21 protein-coding genes are annotated in these 22,107 nt (G+C 61.3%); 10 read left to right on the forward strand and 11 right to left on the reverse strand.

Annotated elements, in window-relative coordinates:
• Positions 1-3 precede the first annotated feature (3 nt).
• The 7 genes from J3D46_RS15680 to J3D46_RS15710 all read left to right on the forward strand — a co-directional run bounded on the left by J3D46_RS15680 (position 4) and on the right by J3D46_RS15710 (position 8,049).
• On the forward strand, positions 4-981 hold the full coding sequence (locus tag J3D46_RS15680; protein ID WP_231340177.1) for an ABC transporter permease: 978 nt from the start codon (positions 4-6) through the stop codon (positions 979-981).
• Positions 982-991: 10 nt separating this feature from the next.
• The gene (locus J3D46_RS15685; RefSeq protein ID WP_159698803.1) at positions 992-1,918 is read left to right on the forward strand and encodes an ABC transporter permease; all 927 of its coding nucleotides are present in this window, start codon (positions 992-994) and stop codon (positions 1,916-1,918) included.
• Positions 1,915-2,877: an ABC transporter ATP-binding protein gene (locus J3D46_RS15690; protein WP_231340175.1), complete on the forward strand. Its 963-nt coding sequence runs from the start codon at positions 1,915-1,917 to the stop codon at positions 2,875-2,877. The genes J3D46_RS15685 and J3D46_RS15690 overlap by 4 nt, the downstream gene beginning before the upstream one ends.
• On the forward strand, positions 2,874-3,968 hold the full coding sequence (locus J3D46_RS15695) for an ABC transporter ATP-binding protein (RefSeq protein ID WP_231340174.1): 1,095 nt from the start codon (positions 2,874-2,876) through the stop codon (positions 3,966-3,968). Before J3D46_RS15690 ends, J3D46_RS15695 begins: the two co-directional genes overlap by 4 nt.
• The gene (locus tag J3D46_RS15700) at positions 3,965-5,515 is read left to right on the forward strand and encodes a glycoside hydrolase family 32 protein (RefSeq protein ID WP_253468122.1); all 1,551 of its coding nucleotides are present in this window, start codon (positions 3,965-3,967) and stop codon (positions 5,513-5,515) included. The genes J3D46_RS15695 and J3D46_RS15700 overlap by 4 nt, the downstream gene beginning before the upstream one ends.
• A 137-nt stretch (positions 5,516-5,652) precedes the next feature.
• A complete protein-coding gene (locus J3D46_RS15705) occupies positions 5,653-7,077 on the forward strand; it encodes a glycoside hydrolase family 32 protein (protein ID WP_308292041.1) in 1,425 nt (474 codons plus the stop codon).
• 27 nt (positions 7,078-7,104) lie between these two features.
• On the forward strand, positions 7,105-8,049 hold the full coding sequence (locus J3D46_RS15710; protein WP_253468124.1) for a carbohydrate kinase: 945 nt from the start codon (positions 7,105-7,107) through the stop codon (positions 8,047-8,049).
• 238 nt (positions 8,050-8,287) lie between these two features.
• Here the strand turns inward: J3D46_RS15710 and J3D46_RS15715 are convergent, their stop codons facing one another.
• The 4 genes from J3D46_RS15715 to J3D46_RS15730 all read right to left on the reverse strand — a co-directional run bounded on the left by J3D46_RS15715 (position 8,288) and on the right by J3D46_RS15730 (position 11,878).
• Complete coding sequence (locus J3D46_RS15715; RefSeq protein WP_253468125.1) at positions 8,288-8,440, reverse strand: hypothetical protein; 153 nt, start codon at positions 8,438-8,440, stop codon at positions 8,288-8,290.
• 95 nt (positions 8,441-8,535) lie between these two features.
• Positions 8,536-8,940: an FCD domain-containing protein gene (locus J3D46_RS15720; RefSeq protein ID WP_308292042.1), complete on the reverse strand. Its 405-nt coding sequence runs from the start codon at positions 8,938-8,940 to the stop codon at positions 8,536-8,538.
• Between the two features lie 399 nt (positions 8,941-9,339).
• Entirely contained in the window at positions 9,340-11,535 is a 2,196-nt protein-coding gene (locus J3D46_RS15725; protein ID WP_253468127.1) for a glycogen debranching N-terminal domain-containing protein, read from the reverse strand.
• 85 nt (positions 11,536-11,620) lie between these two features.
• A complete protein-coding gene (locus tag J3D46_RS15730; protein WP_253468128.1) occupies positions 11,621-11,878 on the reverse strand; it encodes a hypothetical protein in 258 nt (85 codons plus the stop codon).
• Between the two features lie 170 nt (positions 11,879-12,048).
• On the opposite strand from J3D46_RS15730, the gene J3D46_RS15735 reads away from it, so the two are divergent.
• Positions 12,049-12,405, forward strand: a complete 357-nt coding sequence (locus J3D46_RS15735; protein WP_253468129.1) for a cupin domain-containing protein — start codon at positions 12,049-12,051, stop codon at positions 12,403-12,405.
• A gap of 73 nt (positions 12,406-12,478) precedes the next feature.
• On the opposite strand, the gene J3D46_RS15740 is transcribed toward J3D46_RS15735, so the two are convergent.
• From J3D46_RS15740 to J3D46_RS15770, 7 genes are all read right to left on the reverse strand, one after another.
• The gene (locus J3D46_RS15740) at positions 12,479-13,171 is read right to left on the reverse strand and encodes a GntR family transcriptional regulator (protein WP_253468130.1); all 693 of its coding nucleotides are present in this window, start codon (positions 13,169-13,171) and stop codon (positions 12,479-12,481) included.
• 39 nt (positions 13,172-13,210) lie between these two features.
• Positions 13,211-14,665, reverse strand: a complete 1,455-nt coding sequence (locus J3D46_RS15745; RefSeq protein WP_253468131.1) for an NAD-dependent succinate-semialdehyde dehydrogenase — start codon at positions 14,663-14,665, stop codon at positions 13,211-13,213.
• Positions 14,666-14,690: 25 nt separating this feature from the next.
• Positions 14,691-15,944: an aspartate aminotransferase family protein gene (locus tag J3D46_RS15750; RefSeq protein ID WP_253468132.1), complete on the reverse strand. Its 1,254-nt coding sequence runs from the start codon at positions 15,942-15,944 to the stop codon at positions 14,691-14,693.
• 80 nt (positions 15,945-16,024) lie between these two features.
• Positions 16,025-17,158, reverse strand: a complete 1,134-nt coding sequence (gene solA / locus J3D46_RS15755; protein ID WP_253468133.1) for an N-methyl-L-tryptophan oxidase — start codon at positions 17,156-17,158, stop codon at positions 16,025-16,027.
• A gap of 2 nt (positions 17,159-17,160) precedes the next feature.
• The gene (locus J3D46_RS15760) at positions 17,161-17,928 is read right to left on the reverse strand and encodes an amino acid ABC transporter ATP-binding protein (protein WP_253468134.1); all 768 of its coding nucleotides are present in this window, start codon (positions 17,926-17,928) and stop codon (positions 17,161-17,163) included.
• Entirely contained in the window at positions 17,925-18,839 is a 915-nt protein-coding gene (locus J3D46_RS15765) for an amino acid ABC transporter permease (RefSeq protein ID WP_253468135.1), read from the reverse strand. Before J3D46_RS15765 ends, J3D46_RS15760 begins: the two co-directional genes overlap by 4 nt.
• Before the next feature lie 26 nt (positions 18,840-18,865).
• Entirely contained in the window at positions 18,866-19,786 is a 921-nt protein-coding gene (locus J3D46_RS15770; RefSeq protein ID WP_253468136.1) for an ABC transporter substrate-binding protein, read from the reverse strand.
• Positions 19,787-20,120: 334 nt separating this feature from the next.
• Here J3D46_RS15770 and J3D46_RS15775 point away from each other — a divergent pair, with 334 nt between their 5' ends.
• Both J3D46_RS15775 and J3D46_RS15780 read left to right on the forward strand, forming a co-directional pair.
• The gene (locus J3D46_RS15775; protein ID WP_253468137.1) at positions 20,121-20,795 is read left to right on the forward strand and encodes a haloacid dehalogenase type II; all 675 of its coding nucleotides are present in this window, start codon (positions 20,121-20,123) and stop codon (positions 20,793-20,795) included.
• A 27-nt stretch (positions 20,796-20,822) separates the two neighbouring features.
• Complete coding sequence (locus J3D46_RS15780) at positions 20,823-22,100, forward strand: FAD-binding oxidoreductase (RefSeq protein WP_253468138.1); 1,278 nt, start codon at positions 20,823-20,825, stop codon at positions 22,098-22,100.
• Positions 22,101-22,107 lie beyond the last annotated feature (7 nt).

Genomic DNA, 22,107 nt, shown 5'->3' on the forward strand with positions numbered 1-22,107 from the left:
ACCGTGCGCTTCATCCTGCGTCGCCTGGGTTTCTACCTGATCGCCTTCTGGGCATCCATCACCCTGAATTTCATGCTCCCGCGATTCATGCCGGGCGACCCCGTGTCCCGCATGTTCGCCCGTTCCCAAGACCGAATGCAACCCGAACAGATCGAGGCCCTGCGCAAACTGCTGGGTGTTGATGATCGGCCCATGTGGGAGCAGTACATCGACTACATGCACAACATTTTCACCGGGCAGATGGGTGTCTCCATCTCCCGTTTCCCCACTCCGGTCACCGAGGTCATCTCGTCCCAAATCGGCTGGACACTCCTACTGGGCGGAACCGCACTGGTGATTGCCGCCGTCGTGGGTAACCTGCTGGGCATCCTTGCCGCATGGCGGCGCGGAGGCGCGATCGACTCCGCGCTCCCACCCGTGCTGGTTTTCATCGGTTCGTTCCCCTACTTCTGGCTTGCGATGGGGGCGCTGTACCTGTTCGGCGTGGTGCTCGGTTGGTTCCCGATCCGGCACGCGTTTACGGACGGTTTGGAGCCGGCGTTCACCTGGGAGTTCATCGGCGACGTCGGTGCGCACCTTGTGCTGCCCGCGCTGACGATTGTGCTGGTCTCCATCGGCGGCTGGATGCTCGGCATGCGCAACACCATGATCGCCACCAATTCCGAGGACTACATCACCATGGCCGAAGCCAAGGGACTCCGCCCGGGCCGGATCATGCTCCGCTACGCAGCACGCAATGCCATGCTCCCGTCGGTGACCAGCTTCGGTATGGGACTGGGATTCGTGGTGGGCGGTGCCCTGCTCACAGAGGTGGTGTTCGCCTACCCCGGCGTCGGCTACCAGCTCCTCAACGCTGTGCAAGGCCTCGACTATCCGCTCATGCAGGGCTTGTTCCTGACCATCACCGCCGCTGTTCTGCTTGCCAACTTCCTGGTGGACATCCTGTATGTCCGCCTCGACCCGCGCGTGCGCAGCAACTAGAGGACTGATCATGACTACCGCACTTCTGAAGCAGCCAACTCCAGCACCGGCTGTCCGTAAGCCCAACCGCAGCTTCGTTCACGGCCTCATCAGCAACAAGAAAGCGCTGACGGGCATGGCCGTGATGGTCATCTTCATTGCATTGGCTTTACTGGCACCTGTCCTGTTTCCCGGCGACCCTTCGAGGATTACCGCCATGGCGTCCCTGGAACCATCGGCTGAGCACTGGCTGGGCACCACCGCCAAAGGACAGGACGTGCTCGCGCTGACTGTCCACGGCTCACGAAGTTCCCTGTTTGTGGGACTGACGGTGGGCGTAGCCTCCACTTTCATCGGTATCCTGGTGGGCTTGGCCTCGGCGTACTTCGGCAAATTCATTGACGAAGCCCTGTCCCTGGTCACCAACGTCTTCCTGCTCCTGCCCGGCCTGCCGCTGCTGGTCATCCTGGCCGCCTTCCTTCCGCCCGGCCTGGGCACCGTAATCCTCGTCCTGGTGGTCACCGGATGGGCCGGTTCAGCGCGCGTCCTGCGCTCACAAGCGTTGTCCATCCGCTCCAAGGACTTTGTGGCCGCGGCCGTCGTGTCCGGCGAACGGGCCGGGAGGATCATGTTCCGCGAGATCCTGCCCAACATGGCCTCGATCGTCATGGGTACCCTCCTTGCCTGCGTGATCTACGGAATCGGCGCACAAGCAGGCCTGGAGTTCCTGGGACTGGGCGACGTCAGCACGGTCTCCTGGGGCAACAACCTCTTCTGGGCCGGCAATGAAGGCGCCTTGCTGACCGGCAGTTGGTGGGTCTTTGTACCCTCCGGCGTCTGCATCGCACTGGTGGCGTTCGCCCTTGCCCTCATCAACTACGCCGTGGATGAGGTCACCAACCCGCGGCTCCGAAAGATCAAGACCCCGAAAGACACTGAAAGGAGCGCCGCCAAATGACCATCTCCCAAGTTTCCTTCGGCTCCCACGAACCTGTGCTTGACGTCAAGGACCTCACGGTCAAGTACATCGGCGACACCCGCTCGACCACCGCCGTCGACCACGTTTCCTTCAGCATTGGCACCGGTGAGGTATTCGGCCTCGCGGGGGAGTCCGGCTGCGGGAAGTCCACCATTGCCAACTCGATCATGCGGCTCCTGAAGGATCCGGCGAAGATTGCCGGCGGCAGCATTTCCTTCGGTGGAAAGGACGTCCTGGCCATGAGCCCGGAGGAGCTGCGGCGCTTCCGCTGGCAGGACGTAGCCATGGTGTTCCAGTCGGCCATGAATTCGCTCAACCCGGTGCTGACCATCGGCGAACAGATCGTGGATATCTTCACCACCCATGCCGGCTACTCCCGCAAGGAATCAATGCGGCGTGCCGGTGAGCTGCTGGAACTGGTAAGGATCGATCCCGCCCGGCTCAAGTCCTATCCGCACCAGCTCTCCGGCGGCATGCGTCAACGTGCGGTCATCGCCATGGCCGTGGCGCTCAAGCCGTCCCTGTTGATACTGGACGAGCCCACCACCGCCCTGGATGTGGTGGTACAGCAAGAAATCATGGCGCAAATCAAGGAACTCCAGCGCGAGCTCGGTTTCTCCGTCCTCTTCATCACGCACGACATGTCCCTCATGGTGGAACTCTCGCACCGCATGGCCGTGATGTACGGCGGCCGGATTGTGGAGACCGCGAAGGCCCAGGATGTGTACGCCACCCCTCGCCACCCTTACACCCAGGCGCTGATGGGCGCCTTCCCGCCGCTCACCGGTCCCCGTGTTCCGCTAACCGGCCTGCCCGACGGCGTGAAGTTCCGGAATATTCCGGACCTCGCCGAGGTGGCACCCGGCCATTTTGTGGCCCCGTTTGGTGCCGACGCTTCGGTTACTGATGCCGCAAACCTGGAAGGGGCTGCACGATGAGCCACTCACTGATGACCCCATCGGCCGTGTCCAACACCGGCACCCCTGCCCTGGAGATTCGCGGTTTGGGAAAGACTTTCCCCATTGGAGGGTTGTTCGCCCGCGATTCTGTCCGCGCCCTGCACGGGATCGATCTCACTATCGGCACGGGCGAAATCGTGGCGCTCGTGGGGGAGTCCGGTTCCGGCAAGAGCACCTTGGCCCGCTGTGTAGCGCGGCTCGAAAAGCCGAGCTCGGGGGAGATCCTGATTGACGGCGTCGACGTCCTCAAGCGCGACCGGTTCCAAGCCTCGCGCGCCTTCCGATCGCAATTGCAAATGGTCTTCCAAGATCCCTTCGGTTCACTGAACCCGGCCCACAGGATGGATCACTTCCTGCGGCGCTCGTTGGCGATCCACGGCAGGAGCGGCGGTTCTGAGAGCGAGACCCAAAGGCGGCTTGAAGAACTCATGACCACCGTTGGCCTGCAGGCGGACATGCTGAACTCGTATCCGCACGAGCTCTCCGGCGGACAGCGCCAACGCGTTGCGATCGCCCGGGCCCTCGCCGTTGAACCGCAGGTCATCCTGGCCGACGAGCCCACCTCCATGCTGGATGTTTCAGTTCGGATCGGGGTGCTGAACCTGATGCGCAAGCTCCGCGACGAGCAGGGCATCTCCATGCTCTACATCACCCACGACCTCGCGTCCGCACGGTACCTGGCGGACCGGACCGCGGTCATGTTCGCCGGCGAATTGGTGGAGGAAGGCGAGTCCCTGGACCTTTTGGCCAATCCTGCGCACCCGTACACGCAACTGCTGGTTTCAGCTGTCCCGGACCCTGCCCGTGCAGGCTCGTATGATCCGGTCCGCAGGGCAGAATTGCGGCAAGCGGTCATGGCCTCGAAGCAGTGCGCGTTCCACGGCGATCCGAACCAAGCATGCTCGTCCAAAGAACCTGTGCGCCATCAGGTTGGCGACCCCGAAAACCGTCACTGGGTCCGCTGCCACCTCTACAGGCCGTGGGCCGCTGCCGGCAGCCATGCCTTGGCGAGTGAACCACTGCAATCCAGCCACCCGGCGTCGAACGCTCAAGAAGAGGCTTCCGCATGACTGAACTTACCCACCCGCTCGCCACCATTCCGCGGGATGAGTTGCTGTCCCGCGCCGAGGCCGACCCCCTCCGCCCACGATTCCACTTCGTCTCGCCGGCCGGTTGGCTCAACGATCCCAACGGGGTCAGTCAATGGAACGGCACGTACCACCTGTTCTACCAGTACAACCCTGAGGGTGCTTTCCACCACCGTATCCAGTGGGGCCATGCCACCAGCACGGACCTGGTCACCTGGACTGATCAGCCCGTGGCCTTGGAACCTTCCGCGGGACCGGACGCCGAGGGCTGCTGGTCGGGGGTGTTGGTGAACGACGGCGGTACGCCCACCTTGGTGTACTCGGGGCGGTATGAGGACAAGGAACTGCCCTGCGTCGCCGTAGGATCACCGGACCTGCTGAAGTGGACCAAGGATCCAGGAAATCCTGTCATTGGCGCCCCGCCGGCCGGCGTCGACATCACGGCGTACCGCGATCACTGTGTATGGCGCGAAGACGGCAAGTGGCGGCAACTGGTGGGTTCGGGGATTCGGCACCTCGGCGGCACGGCGTTCTTGTATGAGTCTTGGGACTTGCGGTCCTGGGACTACCTCGGGCCGCTGTTCATCGGCGATGCGTCCCTGGGTGATCCTGCGGACACTGACTGGACCGGGACCATGTGGGAGTGCGTCGATCTGTTCCGGGCAGGACAGGGATCGTTGGGGTCTGCACCCGCTGATGGCTCGCCGGACGTGCTGGTTTTCTCCGCATGGGACGACGGCGAAACCCGCCACCCGCTGTACTGGACCGGCCGCTACGCCGGGGATGCCTTCGAGCCGGAGGCGTTGCACAGGCTGGACTATGGAGGCCGCTTCTTCTATGCACCGCAGTCTTTCCAGGATGAGTCCGGCCGACGCGTCATGTTCGGCTGGATGCAGGAAGGACGAAGCGACGCAGCAATGGTGGAAGCCGGCTGGTCAGGCGTCATGAGCCTTCCGCGCGTCACCACCGTGGCCAAGGATGGAACCTTGGCGTTTTCACCGGTCCCCGAAATCGCGAAACTGCGCAGCGATCACGTCAGCGTTCCGGCCCAGGTGTTGGTGGGGGCGGGAACGTCCGTGACGACGGGTGTGTCCGGCAACCAGCTGGACCTGGAGTTGGACGTGCAACTGGCGCCCGGAGCGGAGGTTCGGCTCGGAGTGCTGGTGTCCACGGACGGTGCTGAGGAAACGGTGATCGTGCTGAGCCGGGCTGCTGACGGAACACCCACCGGCACACTCCGCCTTGATCGCACGCGCAGCAGCCTCAACCCATCCGTGGATGTGGAGGACAAGTCCGGCGCCCTTCCCATGACTGACGGTCGTGTTCGCCTGCGTGTCCTGGTGGACCGGTCCGCCGTCGAAATTTTCGCCAACGGAAAACCGCTCACAGCCCGTATCTACCCGACCCTCGGCGGTGAGCGCGTGACGCTGGCCGCCACGGAGGGTTCGGCGCGGCTCCTCTCATTCGACGCTTGGACCATGGCCGGAGTCTTTGAAGAGACCCGTAGCCTCCTGCCGGAACGGAAGTGACACCCATGGAAAAAACACCATCAATCTCCCGCCGCGGCCTCCTGACCGGGGCTGGTGCAGCAGCGCTGGGCGGGTCCATGGCGCTGTCCAGTGGCCCCGCCGCGGCGGCAGGCAGCCCTTCGAAAGGATCATCCCGGATGCGGCCGGTCTATCACTTCAGCGTGCCTGACAACTGGAAGAACGATCCCCAGAGACCCATCTACCTGGACGGGGAGTACCACTACTACTACTTGTACAACGCTGACTACATCAAGGGCGGGGGCGGCACATCCTGGCGCCGTGCCACCACCACCGATCATGTCGCATTCCGGGACCGCGGGGTCGCGATACCCAAGTTCAGCAACGGCAACGGTGACTGCTGGTCCGGTTGCATGGTGGTCGATGAGCGAAACTCGGCGGGATACGGGGCGGGCGCGGTCGTAGCCCTTGTTACCCAGGCGCCCGAAGGCCGGCAAGCGCAGTACCTCTGGTACTCCAAGGACAGGGGGCGCTCTTTCAAGCCCGGCGGCCAGGCGCCGGTGCTGCCCAACCCAGGGGTCCATGATTTCCGTGATCCCAAGGTGATCTGGGACGAGGACCGTGGCCGGTGGTTCATGGCCAACGCAGAAGGGCAAAAGCTTGGTTTCTACACCTCCCCGGACCTGCGGTCCTGGAAGCGTGTTGGCGAATTTCTTCGCAGCGACTTGGGTCTGCTGGAGTGCCCTGACCTCTTCAGGATGACGGCCGACGACGGCACCTCCCACTGGGTCCTGGGTACCAGCGCCAACGGCAAGGGCCGCGGGCTGCCTGCGACATATGCGTATTGGACTGGAGCTTTCGACGGCAGTTCATTCAGCCCCGACCATGCCGAGCCGGAGTGGCTGGACTATGGTTTCGATTTTTATGGCGCAGTGACGTATCCGCATCACGATGGGTCGGGAGCGGAGGACCCAACCCTCCGCCGGGCGATTGGTTGGGCAAACTTCTGGGATTACCCCCACAACACCCCAACCCTTGCCACTGACGGCTACAACGGAGATGACATGATCGTCCGCGATGTCCGGCTCAAGCGTGGAAACGGGGCCTACTACCTCGCATCCACCCCCACGTCTGCACTGGGAGACCACGTGAAGCGCACCCATCGACTGGGTGATGTGGCAGTTGCGGGCACGCATGACCTGACGATCCGCTCGAACGCCTACGATCTGAGCTGCGAGCTGGTGTGGGACCCGGCGGCACCGCCGGCCAATCTCGGGCTGGAGGTATGCCGTGCGCCGAGTGGAGGCAGGCATGTGGCCGCAGGTGCCTTCCTGCGCGGCCCGTTTACCTACGTCAATCGGCGCCCCACCATCAACCCCACTGCCGGCGAAACCCAAACCCCGGTGGACCCCTCCACCGGGAGACTCACGCTACGCATCCTGGTGGACCGCACCAGCGTGGAGGTGTTCATTGGCGATGGGCGTGTAGTGCACTCGCACCGGGTCTTCCCGCTTGAAGGCGATGACGGCATCCGCCTCTACGCCCATGAAGGAGCGGCCACGTTCCGGAACCTGACCATCCGTGAGCTCAAGGCCACGCCGTAGCCCGCCCCTGGAAAGAAGAGACCTCTGATGAATTACCCCAACATTGCCTCAGACCTACCGCATCCGGAGCTTGATGTGATGGTGGTCGGTGAAGCACTTATCGACGTTGTTACCACCGGGAGCCGAAGGGAGGAACACCCTGGCGGGTCGCCGGCCAATGTCGCCTACGGACTCGCACGTCTTGGTGTCACCACAGGCCTCCTGACTGCCATCGCCCCGGACGCGTGGGGGAGGCGCATAGAAGAGCATCTCAGTGGCGCTGGAGTAGTGGTCCTGCCGGGATCAAAAACCCTCGTCCGCACGGCATCTGCCACGGCAACCGTAGCCGCCGATGGCTCCGCACATTACGACTTCGATATCTTCTGGGATCTGGCGCCCCAGACCCATGCCTTCTTCCCGAAAATATTGCACACCGGGTCCATTGCCACTTTCCTTGAGCCGGGCGCCGGTGCGGTAAAGTCCCTGCTGGAACAAGCCCACCGGCACTGCGTGATCACTTACGATCCCAACATCCGCCCGGACCTGCTTGGCAGCCATGCGGAAGCGAAAGCGGTCTTCGAGGACCTGGTGACCTTCACCGACGTCGTTAAACTCAGCGACGAGGATGCGCAGTGGCTATACCCGGGTATGAGTATTGGCGAGACGGCCGCTCACATCCTGGGGCTGGGTACCGGCCTAACAGTCATCACCAAAGGCCCCGAAGGTTCCTACCTCAGCACCCCGGGCTTTGACGTCACCGTTCCCGCCGTGAAAACCAAGGTTGCTGACACCATCGGTGCGGGAGACTCCTTCATGTCCGCCCTGATTCTGGGATTGCTTAATAGTCCAAGCGACGGATTCGCCCCGGCCGTTCTGGAGCAGCTTGGACGCACTGCCGCTGCGGCCGCGGCCATCACTGTGCAGCGCGCGGGAGCAAATCCGCCAACCCTTGAGGAGCTGAACGCCGTGGTGCACGTCGGCGCGGTGATCTAAGCCGGATAGTCCTGATGCATGGAGACGACTGCTGGATTCAGCCGTTGTAGGAGGGCCGGATTATAAAAGCCTCAGGCAGGGCCACCTGTAGGGTGGCCCTGCCTAGGTTTCGTGAAGACTTTGCGCTTTTGCGCCCGTCTCTCGGGCTACCGGTTGCGGTGGTGTGCAAGGCGCAAACCCTACGCCGGCCGATCAGTGGTGCCGGCAGCTCTTGGGCCTTGAGGCTATTGCTTGGGCCCTACATGATGCCGGTTGGTACCAACAGGCCCCATGCCAGTGCAGGTGCTGCCATGACTACTCCGCCGGCGTACATCATCAGCTGCTTGTAAGCGCCGGCGGTCCGTACCGCCGTCGGACTCATCTTTTGCTGCCGTGTGGCGGGGCTGGCCATGATTGACCTCTTTCTGACGACACTGACTTCCCAGGGATTCACTCTTCGAACCCAGAAGCCTGCCGGCTTTGCCGGCAGGCTTCCCCCGCTTGACGTTAAGCCGGGTCCGGGGTTTGAGCGCCCAGCGCGTTGTGGAATTGACTCCGCATTTCCTTGCGGTAGCCCTCGATGTCACCGTCCAAAGCAAGCTCAGCCAACTTGTCGTGTTCAACGGCGATCTGATGCAAGTCGCTGTAAGTAGGATGATCCGCCGCGAAGTAGAGACGCAGGTTGTTCTCCCAACCATTCCGGAGACTGTGCAGGGCCGAGTTTCCGGAAAATTGATAGAAGAGCCCGTGGAATCGAAGGTGGGCATCAATGCTCGCCGGAATATCGTTCGTGTCCGTTGCCCGGTAAAGTTCCTCGATGGTCTGTTTGAGCCGAAGCCGTTCCGCCTCCCGCAATGTCGGGGCAGCAAGCCCAGCAGCGTAAGGCTCCACAAGCATGCGGATTGATGCGATTTGCGGTCATCAGTGGCCGTCGGGAGCTTGGCTCGTAGCGGTACATCCAGCCATGAAGTGGGTCGGCGCAGTAGCGAGCCAAAACTCCTCCCGTCGAACTCTTTCGTAGATTGTTGACAATTGCTAAGGTGGATTCATGTTCTCTTCCCACCCCAAACCCGTCAAGTAGACGAAGGAAATCCCATGAAAAAGCGACGCCCTTATGCAGCTGCCCCGGACCATTTTGAGACGGCCAGCACGGGTCACCACTGCCCTAAGACCGGATGGTGGTCACTACGTTGGAATGAAGAGGCCCCTACGTTCATCACCGAGGGTCAGGTGATGCCCGCCGTGGGCGGGGTTCCGACTGTGTGGATTCTGCGCGAGGAGGCCAGCCGCGGCCGTGCGGGGGAAACTGTCTTACTTCCAGTCTCCTAGGCGCGCGTAGCGTTGCCGCCCCTTGTCTATCAGCCACAGCCCTGCCTGTTCCACGAGTTCGGTCAGCCACGGCCGATGGCCTTGATGGAACACCATCCCATCCGGCAGGCCCCGCACTCTGGGGACTGAACCGGAAATGTCGATGGTGACCCTGCCACCCGCCATCGGAGCGTTAGTGATGTGTAAGTCGCCGAAAGAGGCCGGCAGTTGTGGATCCATCCAGAACCCGCCGTGGGAAACGTGGGCGTCGTACCTCATCAGGCTCGTGATCAACTGGATGGGCGTTGTCGCTGCCCAGGCTTGGGGTGAGCAGGCTGTGGGGTAGGGCACCGGTTCGCTGTACTGCTCCCGGCTGAACCCACAGAACAGCTCTGGGAGGCGGCCCTCGGAGTAGTCGGCTGCATCCAGCAGGGCTGTGGCGATTCGTTGAGCTTCCTCCACGAATCCGTAGCGCATCAGCCCCGCCGCGATGACTGCATTGTCGTGCGGCCAGACGGATCCGTTGTGGTAACTGGCCGGGTTGTAGGCACCCATATCGGTTGCCAGCGTGCGCACGCCCCAGCCGCTGAACATCTCAGGTGACATCAGCCGTTCAGCTACGAGAGGCGCCTTGTCGTCGTCCACCAAGCCGACCCAGAGGCAGTGCCCCATGTTGGAGGCGCACGCGTCCACCTGCCGCTTGTTGCCGTCCAATGCGATCGCATAGTAGCCCCGGTCCGGCATCCAGAATTGCTCGTTGAAACGTGCTTTCAACTGGGCCGCACGGTCGGCGAGTTCGCGCGCCAAGGGTGCGTCGCCGCCGTCGTAAGCCATCCAGGCCCGGGCCATGTACGCGTCATAGACGTACGCCTGGACCTCGCACAGGGCGATGGGCGGCTCGGCGAGCCGCCCATCCGCGAAGTTGATCCCGTCCCATGAGTCTTTCCACCCTTGGTTGATCAGCCCGCGATCGTTGAGTCGCTCATACTCGACGAATCCATCGCCGTCCCTGTCTCCGTATTCCCGGATCCAATCGAGGGCTCGGTCTGCATGGGGCAGCAGTGCGGCGATGGTGTCCTTTGCGAAGCCCCAGCGGCTCACCGAACCCAGGACCACCACGAACAGGGGAGTGGCATCGATGCTGCCGTAGTAGATGGATTTGCCACCCAAGGCGAGGCTGCTGGAGACGTCCAGTCGGACCTCATGCAGGATCTTGCCCGGCTCTTCTTCGCTTACGGGGTCCACCACCCTGCCCTGCCGCTCAGCCAACGTTTGCAACGTCCCCAAGGCCAGCGAGGGATCCACCGGCATGGCCATTTCCGACGCCCACAACGAGTCCCGCCCAAACAGGGTCATGAACCACGGCGCTCCGGCGGCCACCACCACTCTTTCCGGGTGGGCGGGATCCTCAATGCGGAGGGCGCCGAGATCGTCATAGCTCCGACGCAAGGTCCTCTCGATGGAGTGGTTGCCCATCTGCAGGACGGGAATCTTAGCCACCCATTCCTGCCGGCGTCGATCACTTCGGGACAGTTCGCCGACGGCGGGACGCACCACTGGGGCTGCAGGCGCCGCCCCATCCAGCCCGGGCATCACGGAAAATTCGGTGCCCCACTGTCCCCGCGACGGGATAGTCGTCCGGTACGCGAAACCTTCACGGCCCGCTTCAGCGACATCGGAACTTACGACGACGGACTTCCGGACTTCCTGCCAGCGGGCGCGAATCGTCAGCGCCTTGGCATGGACCTCGCGGCTTTCTTCCCACTGCGTATGGACGCGCGCTTCCTTCACCTCGAAAACATCGGCGAAATCGGAACCTACGGTGATGGAAATGAGGCACTCCGCCGGGTTCGCCGAGTAGTTGCGCACGGTGATGTGCTCCACCATGCCAACGCCCACTTCCCGTGTGCGTTCCACGATCAGCGGGTTGTCCGCGTATCCGTCGGACATGGTGATACGGCCGGCGAAGATTGCCCGGTAGGGTTCCTTCGTTTGGGCGGTCAGGGGTTCCACCGGCTGCCCGTTCACGGTCAGTCCCCACGCGGAGAGGATGCGGGTGTCCTGGAAGAACAGGCCATGTGGATGTTCCGGGCTGATGTCACCGCTGGGCAGCGAGATGCAGAAGGAAGTGCCCTCAACCAGGGTGACTGTCCCGGCGCCCAATGGACCGGCTGCGGTATCGGCATTCCATCCAGCCATTTTCCGGCTCCCTTGGCTGTCCTGTTACGTCCTCAGGGTGAGGCTACTCTTGCCCGTGGCCGTGGGCCACACCTTCGGATCGGGGTCAGCTTCCGGGTGCGATGAATAGTTCGGTTTCGTCGTCGATATGGATGAGCCTGCGATCGCCAATGCGGTCTACTACCCAGATTGTGCGGCCATCAGCAGTGCGATCGTCCACCGAACCGCTGTGGTATTCATACCCACGCAAAGTCACTGTGACCCTGTCTCCGCGGTTCAGGGAGTTCCACAGGGACGCCTGCCGGCTCCTCGCGCTGGAAGAGGTGGCGGTGCTCACCGTCACGTTTTTCCGGTCTACGTTCATTTGGCGCGTTCTCCTAGGTGAGTGGACTGCGCCTTAGGCGAAGTGTCCGTCCTTTGGCTGTTTCCATGAAAGCCTATCGTCGATTGTTGACAATTGCTAGAATGGAGTATGTGCCTTTCCAAAGACGGCGGGCACATTTACTTGGGGCCTCAGGCCCAGAAGGAGCAGTAATGGTCAAGGCCACTGTTATGAACGATGCATTCACCGCCAACCCCGGGGAACACATCCCCAAAGCAACAAGCAGCACACCCGGTCAGACAGAAGTCTCGTTCCGCCTGTGGGCCAGGGACGGGCACAAGACGGGCATCTGGGAGGTCACGCGGGGAGTATTTCAGAGCACACGTCCGGGATACGACGAGATCTGCCAGATCCTCAGTGGCAAAGGAACCATCACCGAAGAAGATGGAAGCAGCTTTGAGGTTGGTCCTGGCACGTTGTTCGTGACGCCGGCCGGTTGGACGGGAACATGGACCATCCACGAGACGCTGCGGAAAATGTGGGTCGTGACTGACGTCCCCACGAACTAGCAGTGGCGATATAGCAGACAAAGGAAGGGCCCGGTACGACCGGGCCCTTCCTTTGTGCGAATCAAAAACGTGCCTAAGCGGTGATGCCGGTGACTTCCGGTTTGGACGTAAGGTCCTCCACGGCCTTCTGCATGTGTCCCTTGATGGCTTCCTGAAGACCGCTCCGATCACGTGCTTCGAGCAGGTCCAGGATCATCTGGTGTTCCTGCACGAGTGCATCGATGCGGGGATATGCCACCTCCAGGCTGAGGATACACATCCTGGACTCGGCAGCAAGGGTCTCGTAGATCCGGATCAGGCGTGTATTCCCGGTTCCGGACACAAACGCGGTATGAAACTGCATATCCAGCCGGGCGATAGCCTGCCAGTCCGACGCCGCGACCTGTTTGGCCATACTGCGGATGATGCCTTTGAGTTCCCGGCAGGTGTCAGTGACCTGGTCCGGCTCGGAATCCAGGAGGGTGGTTGCGGCGGCAAGTTCCACTGCCTCGCGAACTGCGTAGATCTCCCTGACATCCTCCGTGGAGAGCTCCAGCACGAAAACGCCACGGTTGCGCTTGCTCACCAGGATGCCTTCCTGGCACAGCCGCTGCAGTGCTTCGCGGAGCGGGCCCCTGGACGTACTAAGCTGGCTGGCTAACGCTGACTCGTTGACCTGCTGTCCAGGGCTGAAGGCTCCCTGGACTATCAGCTCACGCAATTGATCAGCGATCAGCTGCGCCGTGGGCCGGCCCTCCAATACGAACATTCCCTCCGGTGCCGCCATTGACATCCCCTCATTTCATGCTTCGGCAAGTTGAATCTATTAGACCGCGATTGCTGTGTACTTATACTCCAGGAATTCTTCAATTCCGATTTTTCCGCCCTCACGGCCCAGCCCGGACTGCTTGACGCCGCCGAACGGTGCCGCCGGGTTGGAAACCAGCCCGGTGTTCAGGCCAACCATTCCGACTTCCAGTTCCGCGGAGAACCGCAGGGCCTTTTCCATGCTCTCAGTGAATACGTACCCCACCAGGCCCCATTCAGTATCGTTGGCCAGGCGAAGTACTTCGTCCTCGCTGTCGAACGGAGTGATCGCAGCAACCGGACCGAAGATTTCCGTGGCCATCAGGGTGGCATCCGTGGACACATCCACCAGCACCGTGGGGGAGTAGAAGTATCCCGGACCTTCCGGACGGCTTCCGCCGGTCAGGACCCTTGCGCCCTTGGAAACGGCGTCTGCAACGAGGCTTTCGACCTTCTCCAAGCCTTTCTGCTCGATGAGGGGCCCGACGTCGGTGCCGGTCAAAGCGCCGTTTCCCACCTGCAATTCTGACATCCTTTTGGAGAACTTCTCGCCAAATTCGTCCACCACGGAGCGGTGCACGAAGAAGCGGTTGGCAGCTGTGCAGGCCTCGCCCATGTTCCGCATTTTTGCCTTCATGGCGCCATCGACGGCCTTCTCGATGTCCGCGTCGGCCAGGACGATGAAAGGGGCGTTGCCGCCGAGCTCCATGGAGGACCGCATGACATTGTCCGCGGCCTGCCGCAGGAGAATCTTCCCCACTTCGGTGGAGCCGGTGAAGCTGATCTTGCGTGCGATCCCGCTGTCCGTCCAAGTTCTGACGACGCTGGAAGCGTTCGACGTCGTCACGACGTTCAGCACGCCGTCGGGAAGTCCCGCTTCCTTGAAGATGGCAACGAGCGCCAACGACGTGAGTGGCGTCAACTCCGCCGGTTTGAAGACCATGGTGCATCCCGCGGCGACTGCCGGCGCAATCTTTCGTGCACCCATGGCGAGTGGGAAGTTCCAGGGAGTCACCAGCACGGAAGGTCCCACAGGTTCCTTGGTGATGAGGATGCGGGTATTGCCATCCACGGAGGTGGCATTGTCGCCGCCGATCCGGACTGCTTCCTCCGAGAACCAGCGGAGCATCTCAGCACCATAGGCCACTTCGCCCCTTGCTTCGGCGAGGGGCTTGCCCATCTCGGCCGTCATGATGAATGCCAACCGGTCGGTGTTCGCAAGGACCAGGTCATAAGCGCGGCGGAGGATGTCTGCGCGCTCTCGGGGAGTGGACTTACCCCACGTTGCCTGTGCCTGTCCTGCAGCCTCGATAGCCAAGGCTGCGTCTTCAGGGCTGCCATCGGCGACGTGCGCAATGACTTCGTTCGTAGCGGGATTCTCCACAGCAAAAGTGGCGCCGTTTGCAGCGCTCTGCCACACGCCATTGATGAAGAGATTTGTCTGCAGGGTTGTGGGATCAAAGGAGGTGGTCATGGTGGCTCTTTCAGTGATCGTAAGGTTAGGAAGTGGCCGCTTTGAGTGCCTGCGTGAACCGGGTCAGGCCGGCTTGGATTTCGTCGCTTGTGACGTTCAACGCGGGGATGAGGCGGATGACGTTACCGTGCGGCCCACAGGTGAGGAGCAGGAGCTCTTCCTTGATGGCGGCCTGTTGGACGGCCAAAGCAGTGGTCGCGTCCGGGGTCTTGTCAGTGGCCGTGAATTCGACGCCCTGCATCAGTCCCCGGCCCCGGACATTGCCAATTCCGGCGAACTCGGTTTGCAGCGCCTCCAGGCCCGTCCGCAGTTCGTCGCCGCGAAGAAGCGCGTTCTCCACGAGGTTTTCGCGCTGGATGACGCCAAGAGTGGCGACGCCGGCGGCTGCGGCTACAGCGTTTCCACCGTAGGTTCCCCCCTGGGAGCCAGGCCAGGCTTTGCCCATCAGCTCTGCTGAGGCGGCGATTGCCGAGATGGGGAAGCCGCTGGCGAGGCCCTTGGCGGTAATGACGACGTCCGGCGTGATTCCGGCCCAGTCGTGACCCCAGAACTTACCGGTGCGGCCCACCCCGGCTTGGACCTCATCAAGGATCAGCACGATGCCGTGTTTATCTGCTCGTTCACGCAGTCCCTGGAGGAAGGCAACGGGCGTCGGGATGTAGCCGCCGTCACCAAGCACGGGTTCGATGATGAAACCGGCAGTATCGCTCGGGGCGCTGATAGTCAGCAGGAGGTGGTCCAGTTCTTTCAAGGCGAATTCGACGGCGGTAGCTTCGTCCCAGCCGTACCGGTACCAATGCGGGAACGGGGAAACATGAACCCCACCCATGATGGGGGAGAATCCGGAGCGGAACTTGGTGCCGGCCGTTGTGAGGGATGCCGCGGCAACTGTCCGGCCGTGGAACCCTCCTTGGAAGGAGATGATGTTGGGCCGCCCGGTGGCCATACGGGCCAGGCGGATGGAGGCTTCTACTGCTTCAGAGCCCGACGTGGCGTAAAAGACGCTGTCTAAACCTTGCGGCAATATATCGCCAAGGAGTTCGGTGAGTTCCAGTAGCGGCTTGTGCATCACGGTGGTGTATTGGGCGTGAACAATTTTTCCCACCTGTTCACGGGCTGCGGCCACAACATCGGGGTGGCAGTGACCGGTGCTGGTCACACCAATCCCGGTGGTGAAGTCCAGGTATTTCTTGCCGTCGGTCGCGTGGATCCAGCTACCGGCCGCATGGTCAACAACCACCGGGGTGGCTTGCTTCAGGATAGGGCTAAGTGTTGCCATGGCTTCATACTTTCTTAGGAACTGTAGATTGTCAACAATACGCGATTGGCTGAGATATTCCCACGACGAGGCGGAACTCGTCAGGTCTCTTGGAACCTCTGTGGCCGAAGGAAGTCCAAACCGTCGAACCAGCGTTTGCCCAGTGCTTCGTTGGCGGCAATTTCCCCGTAGCCGGATGCCATTTTGAAGCCGGCGCCTGAGAACCCGGTGGCGGAGTAGATGTGGCTGGACTCGTTGAGGAAGCCCATCAGCGGCTGCGAGTCGGAGGTAAAGAGATCCGGAAACGCATCGGAGCGCACGACGCTTGGAATCAAACCGGGGAAGAACTCTGAAACTGTTTCCGTGGTTTCGGCGATCTCGGCTTTGGTGAGGTCGCGGGGTACTGAATCGGCCTCGGGGGTCGGTGCGCCACGACCATCAAGGGTGGCTTTGACGGTCACGCCGTCCACGGCGGGTGCGCCATACATGGAGCGATCACCGGAAATCCTGATGAAGATCGGAAACTGCTCCGGCGAGAATTGTTCTGCGTCACGTGCGACGAACCATGAGAGGAAGATCCTTCTGGTTTCGGTGTGGGCCTTGAGATATTCGGGCATGAGCTGTTTGGACCATGCCCCGGAGGCGACAATGACTCGTTCAAAGGTCCAGGAATTTGCGCCGGAGGTGATAACGACGCCATTGTCGGTTTCAGTAATGCTGTCAATTGGAGTGTTGGTGTTCACTGTTGCGCCGTTGGCCTCAGCTGCGGTGACGGCCGCGGTGATGGCACGATCTGTACGAAGGGCGCCCGCCTTGGGATCGTAGACGGCGATGTCATCAGCACGGAGGTTGTGTTGGGGGTAGCGGGAGGCCATTTCCTCACGGCTAAGTATCTGGTGGGTGCCTCCGGTCATTCGCGTGGTCTCGAGCAAGCTGCGGATGTATGGTCCGTCGCTGGTGCCGATGGAGAGTCCCCCACATCGGGTGAGGATGTCTTGTCCGGTCTCCGCTTCGAGTTCTGCCCAGAGTTCGCGCGAGCGTTCCAGTATGGGGTAGTAGGCAGGGTTGCCGCGGTAGATCATGCGGAAAAGCCGGGTGTCGCCACCTGCTGCACTGCGCCCGTGGGCAGGAGAGTGGGCTTCGAATCCCACGACGGAGTCGGTAAGGCGTGAGGCTTGCCAGAGGGCCATGCTGCCGATGCTGCCCAAGCCAATGACTGCGAGTTTCCCGTCCATGGTTAGAGGACCTGCTTGAGGAAGGCTTGGGTGCGGGGTTCTTTGGGGTTGGTGAGGACTTCGCGGGCGTCGCCGCGTTCTACGACGTTGCCTTCGTCCATGAAGATCAGGGAGTCGGCTACTTCGCGGGCGAAGCCCATTTCGTGGGTGACGACCACCATGGTCATGCCTTTTTTGGCGAGGTCTTGCATGACGTTGAGGACTTCGCCGACTTTTCCGGGGTCCAGGGCGGAGGTGGGTTCGTCGAAGAGGATGATTTCGGGGTTCATGGCCAGGGATCGGGCGATGGCGACGCGTTGTTGTTGTCCGCCGGATAGTTCGGCGGGGTAGCGGTCACCGAAAGCGCCGAGGCCGACGCTGGTGAGGAGTTCCTGGGCTTGTTTGGCTGATTGCTTTTTGTCGGCACGTTTGACCAAGACGGGGCCGGCCATGACGTTTTCGCGAGCGGTCATGTTGGGGAAGAGGTTGAAGGACTGGAAGACCATGCCTACGCGGGTGCGCTGTTGGGCTAATTTTTTGGGTGGTAGTGCGTGGTAAGCGGTGTCGGTTTCGTAGTAGCCGAAGTCTTCGCCGTTGACTTTCAGGATGCCGGAGTCCACGGTTTCGAGGCCGTTGATGCAGCGCAGGAGGGTGGATTTGCCGGAGCCGGAGGGGCCGATGATGCAGCAGATTTCTCCGCTGGCGATGGTCAGGTCGACGTCCTTGAGGACTGTTTTGGGTCCGAAGGACTTCCTGATCTTTTGGGCGTGGATGGTGCCGTCAGCGTTCATCGTGCGATGCCTTCCGGTGCGGTGAGTGTCACTTTGCGGGCTTTGCGGGGGACCCGGGCGGAGGTGTGGGAGTACTTTTGTTCGAGCTTGGATTGGGGGTAGCTCAGGAGCATGGTCATGACGAGGTACCAGAGGCTGGCGACGATGAGCAGGGGGATGGTTTCGTAGGTGCGGGCGTAGATGAGTTGGGCGCTTTGGAGGAGTTCGGCTACGCCCAGGACGGAGACCAGGGAAGTGCCTTTGAACATGCCGATGACTTGGTTGCCGGTGGCGGGGATGATCGAGGGCATGGCTTGGGGGATGATGACTTTGCGCATTTTCATGGCACCGCTCATGCCCAGGGAGTCGGCGGCTTCGATTTGGCCTTTGCCTACTGAGGAGAATCCGCCGCGGATGATTTCGGCCATGTAGGCTGCTTCGTTCAGGGTCAAGCCCACCAGGGCTGCGGTGATGGGGCCCATGAGGGCGTTGGTGTCGATCGCGGTGCCGATGTCGGTGAAGGGGATGCCGATGGACAGATTCGGGTACAGGGCGGAGAGGTTGAACCAGAAAATCAATTGGACCAGGACCGGGGTGCCGCGGAAGATCGTGATGTAGACCCCGGCGACGGCGGCTATGGGTTTGATGGTGGAGGCCCGCATGATGGCCAGGCCCAGTCCGAGGAGAGTGCCCAGGGCCATGCTGGCCACCGTGAGGAAGATGGTGAGCATCAACCCGCGCAGGATCGATTCGTGCGTGAAGTACTTCGCCACGACGTCCCATTTGAAGTTCGGGTTCGTCGCGACCGAGCTAAGGACGCCGATACCGACCAGGATGCAGACAACCCAGGAAACGTACTCAAAAGTGCTGCGCCGCTTCAGCCGCGGCTTCAACGCCGAATCCAACCCGTTCATCACTTTGCTTCTATCCATAGTCACTTGCTTCATCGGAAGACCCACTAGTTCAATTTGGCGTCGGTAATGGCTCCGGACTCGAGGCCCCAGTTGTCGAGGGACTCTTTGTACTCCGGGGTCTGAAGAACGGACTGGAGCGCCGTCTGGAAGGCCGGCGTCAAGGGTGAGCCCTTCTTCAAACCGATTGCGGTCAGGTCGCTGGCCCCCACATCAACGCGGCCCACCAGCTCGAAGGATCCGGGCTGCTGTTTCTCAGCCCACGCAAGTGCAGTTGTGTCGTACAGGATTCCGTCAATGCGCTTGGAGTGCAGCTGGGTCAGGGCGTCCTGGACGTTGGGCAACGTCACGCCATTGATGGCCGGCTGTCCCTTTGACGTGCAGCTCTGTTCGCTCAGAGCGGGGAGGCGCTTAAGCTGGCCTGTTGACCCTTGGGTGACGGCGATGTTCTTACCGCACAGGGTTTCCACGGTGAGCTTGAGCGGGTTGCCTTTGGGCACGGCCACGGAGTTGCCGGCCTTGAAGTAGTCGATCATGTCCAGGACTTTCAGTCGTTCTTCCGTCTTGGACATGGTGGTGGCAGTGAAGTCGAAGCGACCGCCATCAAGCCCAGGAACAATAGTGTCGAACTTCGTGTCCACGAATTTCAGCTTCAGGTCAAGCTTCCTCGCAATGAGCCTGGCGATGTCGGGATTGAGGCCAATCGCGGTCGTATTGTCTTCCGCGAGGAAGGTGGTGGGCGGGTAGTGCAGGTCCATGGCGACCGTGAGCTCGCCCTTGTCCTTGATCGACTGCGGCAACAGGGCCACGGCAGCCGAATCAGGCTGGACGCCCTCGGAAATGTCTGTGGTGTCGGCAGTCTTGCTGTTGTCTGCAGAGTCGCTAGTGGCGGTGCCGCCACATGCGCTCAATGCAAGGAGTATTGCAAGTCCTGCGGCGGCGGTTTGCGCCTTGGTGCGAATCTTCATGGTGGTTCCCTTCGAGGGAGTCGGTCACTGGGGAGGGAGAAGTTTTCAGTTGCACTGTGATCCGGATCTCTCCGTCATCTAATGCAATGCAACCCCTTCAATAGTAGATTGTCAACAATTGACGGAAACTTTTTTCAACAATCGAGTGTATGAGAATCGTTCTAATCTGCGCATTCAAACTGTTGACAATTGACAATCCAGCGGCCTAGAGTCGAGACATCCGGCGACGATCTTTCGCTCGCCCAGCAGGATTTTTGCGGTTCATTTCGCTTCACCTGATACCCCAATAGTGCGGGGCCAGCCCGCTTCCATCTCCCCAAAAGAACGGAATCCCATGGCAGACACCAACTTCCGGCCCAAGTACATCTCTTTTGATATCTACGGCACCCTGATCAACTTCGACATCGATCCCACCACCCGGCGGCTGCTCGATGGTCGTATTTCCGAAGAGCAGTGGCCTGTGTTTAAGAAGCAGTTCCGCGGATACCGCTTCGACGAGGTGCTTGGCGATTACAAGCCTTACGAGGAGATCCTGCAGGATTCCTTTGACCGGGTGTGCAAGCGATGGGGCATTGGGCCGACCGAGGGCGCCGGCGCAGAGTTCGCTGACGCTGTACGCGGCTGGGTTGCCCACGAGGACGTGCCGGCCCCGCTCAAGGTCATGGGCGACAACTACCAGCTGGTGGCTCTGTCCAACGCGGACACCAGCTTCCTGGACATCAGCATCCCCAAGCTCGGCGCAGACTTCCACTCCGTCCTCACCGCCGAGCAAGCCCAGGCGTACAAGCCGCGCTACCAGGCCTTCGAGTACATGCTGGACACCCTGAACGCCAAGCCGGAGGACTTCCTGCACATCTCTTCCCACACGCGCTACGACATGCATCCCATGCACGACATGGGCTTCCGGAACCTCTGGATGCTGGACCGCGGCTATGACCCCATTGGCGACGGCTACGACCTCGACACCGCTAAATCCCTGGACGAGATCAACAAGCACCTCGGTCTCTAAACCGACTACGAGGCGAAAGGCAAACCCGTGAAACTTGTTCCCTACTGGCTCGATACTGCTGAGCCATCCGGCGATTACCGCCGCACTCCGGTCCCGGAAAACGTTGATGTTGCGATCATTGGTGCCGGCTTTACCGGTCTATCCGCAGCACTTGAATTCGCCAAGCAAGGCGCCAGCGTGGCCGTTTTCGAGCGCCATACCGTTGGTTGGGGCGCGTCGGGCCGTAATGGGGGCATGGCTACCACTGGCTTGGCCATTGGCTTCAGCACGGCAGTCAAACGGTACGGGGCCCCACGAGCCGTTGAGATGTTCAGGGAATACAACGACGCCATCGAAACCATCGAGAAGCTGGTGCACGACAACGGCATCGACTGCGACTACAAACGTTTCGGCAAACTCTCCCTCGCGTTCCACAAGTCACACTACGACGGCTTCCTGAAGTCCCAGGAGCTGCTCGCCAACCTTGTGGATCACCACGTAAATGTCATCCCTAAGTCCGAGATCCACAGCGAAATCGGAACAGACTTTTACCAGGGTGCAATGATGGACCCCCTGGGGGCGGGCCTGCACGTGGGGAAGTTCGTTCACGGGCTGGCAAAAGTGGCCGCTGACCATGGAGCTGACATCTGCGAGAACGCAAGCGTCACTGAGCTGAAGAAGGTTTCGGGCACCGTGCATGACGTCCACACCACCCGGGGAATAACCCGGGCCAAACAGGTCCTGGTTGCCACCAGCGGCTACACCGGCAACGTCACTCCCTGGCTTCAGCGCCGCGTGATTCCGGTGGGCAGCTTCATCATCGTCACCGAACCCTTGCCCGAAGAAGTGGTGAATCGAATTCTCCCGAACAGGCGACAGGCTTCGGACAGCAAGATGCTGACGTACTACTTCCGGATTACCCCTGACAACCGGCTGCTCTTCGGTGGCCGGGCGCGGTTCGCCATGTCCAATCCGGAATCGGATGTCAAGAGTGGCGAGATCCTGCATAGCGCCATGACTGAGCTCTTCCCATACCTGTCCAACGCCAAGGTGGATTACATCTGGGGTGGCCTGGTGGACCTGTCCATGGACCAGATGGTGCACGCCGGCGTTCATGACGGACTGTTTTACTCGCTCTGCTACAGCGGCCATGGTGTACAGATGGCCGCACACATGGGCAAGAGGATGGCCCACTACATGGCAGGGGACAAGCAGGCGAATGTGTGGGAAGACCTGAAGAACCCGCCAGTGCCGGGCCACTTCGGCCCGCCGTGGTTCCTGCCCTTCATCGGCGCAGCGGCAAAAGTCATCGACCGGATCAAGTAGCAGGAAA

Origin of the sequence: Paenarthrobacter sp. A20 (assembly GCF_024168825.1) — a bacterium.
Taxonomy (GTDB): domain Bacteria; phylum Actinomycetota; class Actinomycetes; order Actinomycetales; family Micrococcaceae; genus Arthrobacter.

Coding starts and splice junctions, on each gene's coding strand:
- J3D46_RS15685 (WP_159698803.1), top strand. CDS start 992: ATGACTACCGCACTTCTGAAGCAGCCAACTCCAGCACCGGCTGTCCGT.
- J3D46_RS15690 (WP_231340175.1), top strand. CDS start 1,915: ATGACCATCTCCCAAGTTTCCTTCGGCTCCCACGAACCTGTGCTTGAC.
- J3D46_RS15695 (WP_231340174.1), top strand. CDS start 2,874: ATGAGCCACTCACTGATGACCCCATCGGCCGTGTCCAACACCGGCACC.
- J3D46_RS15700 (WP_253468122.1), top strand. CDS start 3,965: ATGACTGAACTTACCCACCCGCTCGCCACCATTCCGCGGGATGAGTTG.
- J3D46_RS15705 (WP_308292041.1), top strand. CDS start 5,653: ATGCGGCCGGTCTATCACTTCAGCGTGCCTGACAACTGGAAGAACGAT.
- J3D46_RS15710 (WP_253468124.1), top strand. CDS start 7,105: ATGAATTACCCCAACATTGCCTCAGACCTACCGCATCCGGAGCTTGAT.
- J3D46_RS15715 (WP_253468125.1), bottom strand. CDS start 8,440: ATGGCCAGCCCCGCCACACGGCAGCAAAAGATGAGTCCGACGGCGGTA.
- J3D46_RS15725 (WP_253468127.1), bottom strand. CDS start 11,535: ATGGCTGGATGGAATGCCGATACCGCAGCCGGTCCATTGGGCGCCGGG.
- J3D46_RS15730 (WP_253468128.1), bottom strand. CDS start 11,878: ATGAACGTAGACCGGAAAAACGTGACGGTGAGCACCGCCACCTCTTCC.
- J3D46_RS15735 (WP_253468129.1), top strand. CDS start 12,049: ATGGTCAAGGCCACTGTTATGAACGATGCATTCACCGCCAACCCCGGG.
- J3D46_RS15740 (WP_253468130.1), bottom strand. CDS start 13,171: ATGGCGGCACCGGAGGGAATGTTCGTATTGGAGGGCCGGCCCACGGCG.
- J3D46_RS15745 (WP_253468131.1), bottom strand. CDS start 14,665: ATGACCACCTCCTTTGATCCCACAACCCTGCAGACAAATCTCTTCATC.
- J3D46_RS15750 (WP_253468132.1), bottom strand. CDS start 15,944: ATGGCAACACTTAGCCCTATCCTGAAGCAAGCCACCCCGGTGGTTGTT.
- solA (WP_253468133.1), bottom strand. CDS start 17,158: ATGGACGGGAAACTCGCAGTCATTGGCTTGGGCAGCATCGGCAGCATG.
- J3D46_RS15760 (WP_253468134.1), bottom strand. CDS start 17,928: ATGAACGCTGACGGCACCATCCACGCCCAAAAGATCAGGAAGTCCTTC.
- J3D46_RS15765 (WP_253468135.1), bottom strand. CDS start 18,839: ATGGATAGAAGCAAAGTGATGAACGGGTTGGATTCGGCGTTGAAGCCG.
- J3D46_RS15770 (WP_253468136.1), bottom strand. CDS start 19,786: ATGAAGATTCGCACCAAGGCGCAAACCGCCGCCGCAGGACTTGCAATA.
- J3D46_RS15775 (WP_253468137.1), top strand. CDS start 20,121: ATGGCAGACACCAACTTCCGGCCCAAGTACATCTCTTTTGATATCTAC.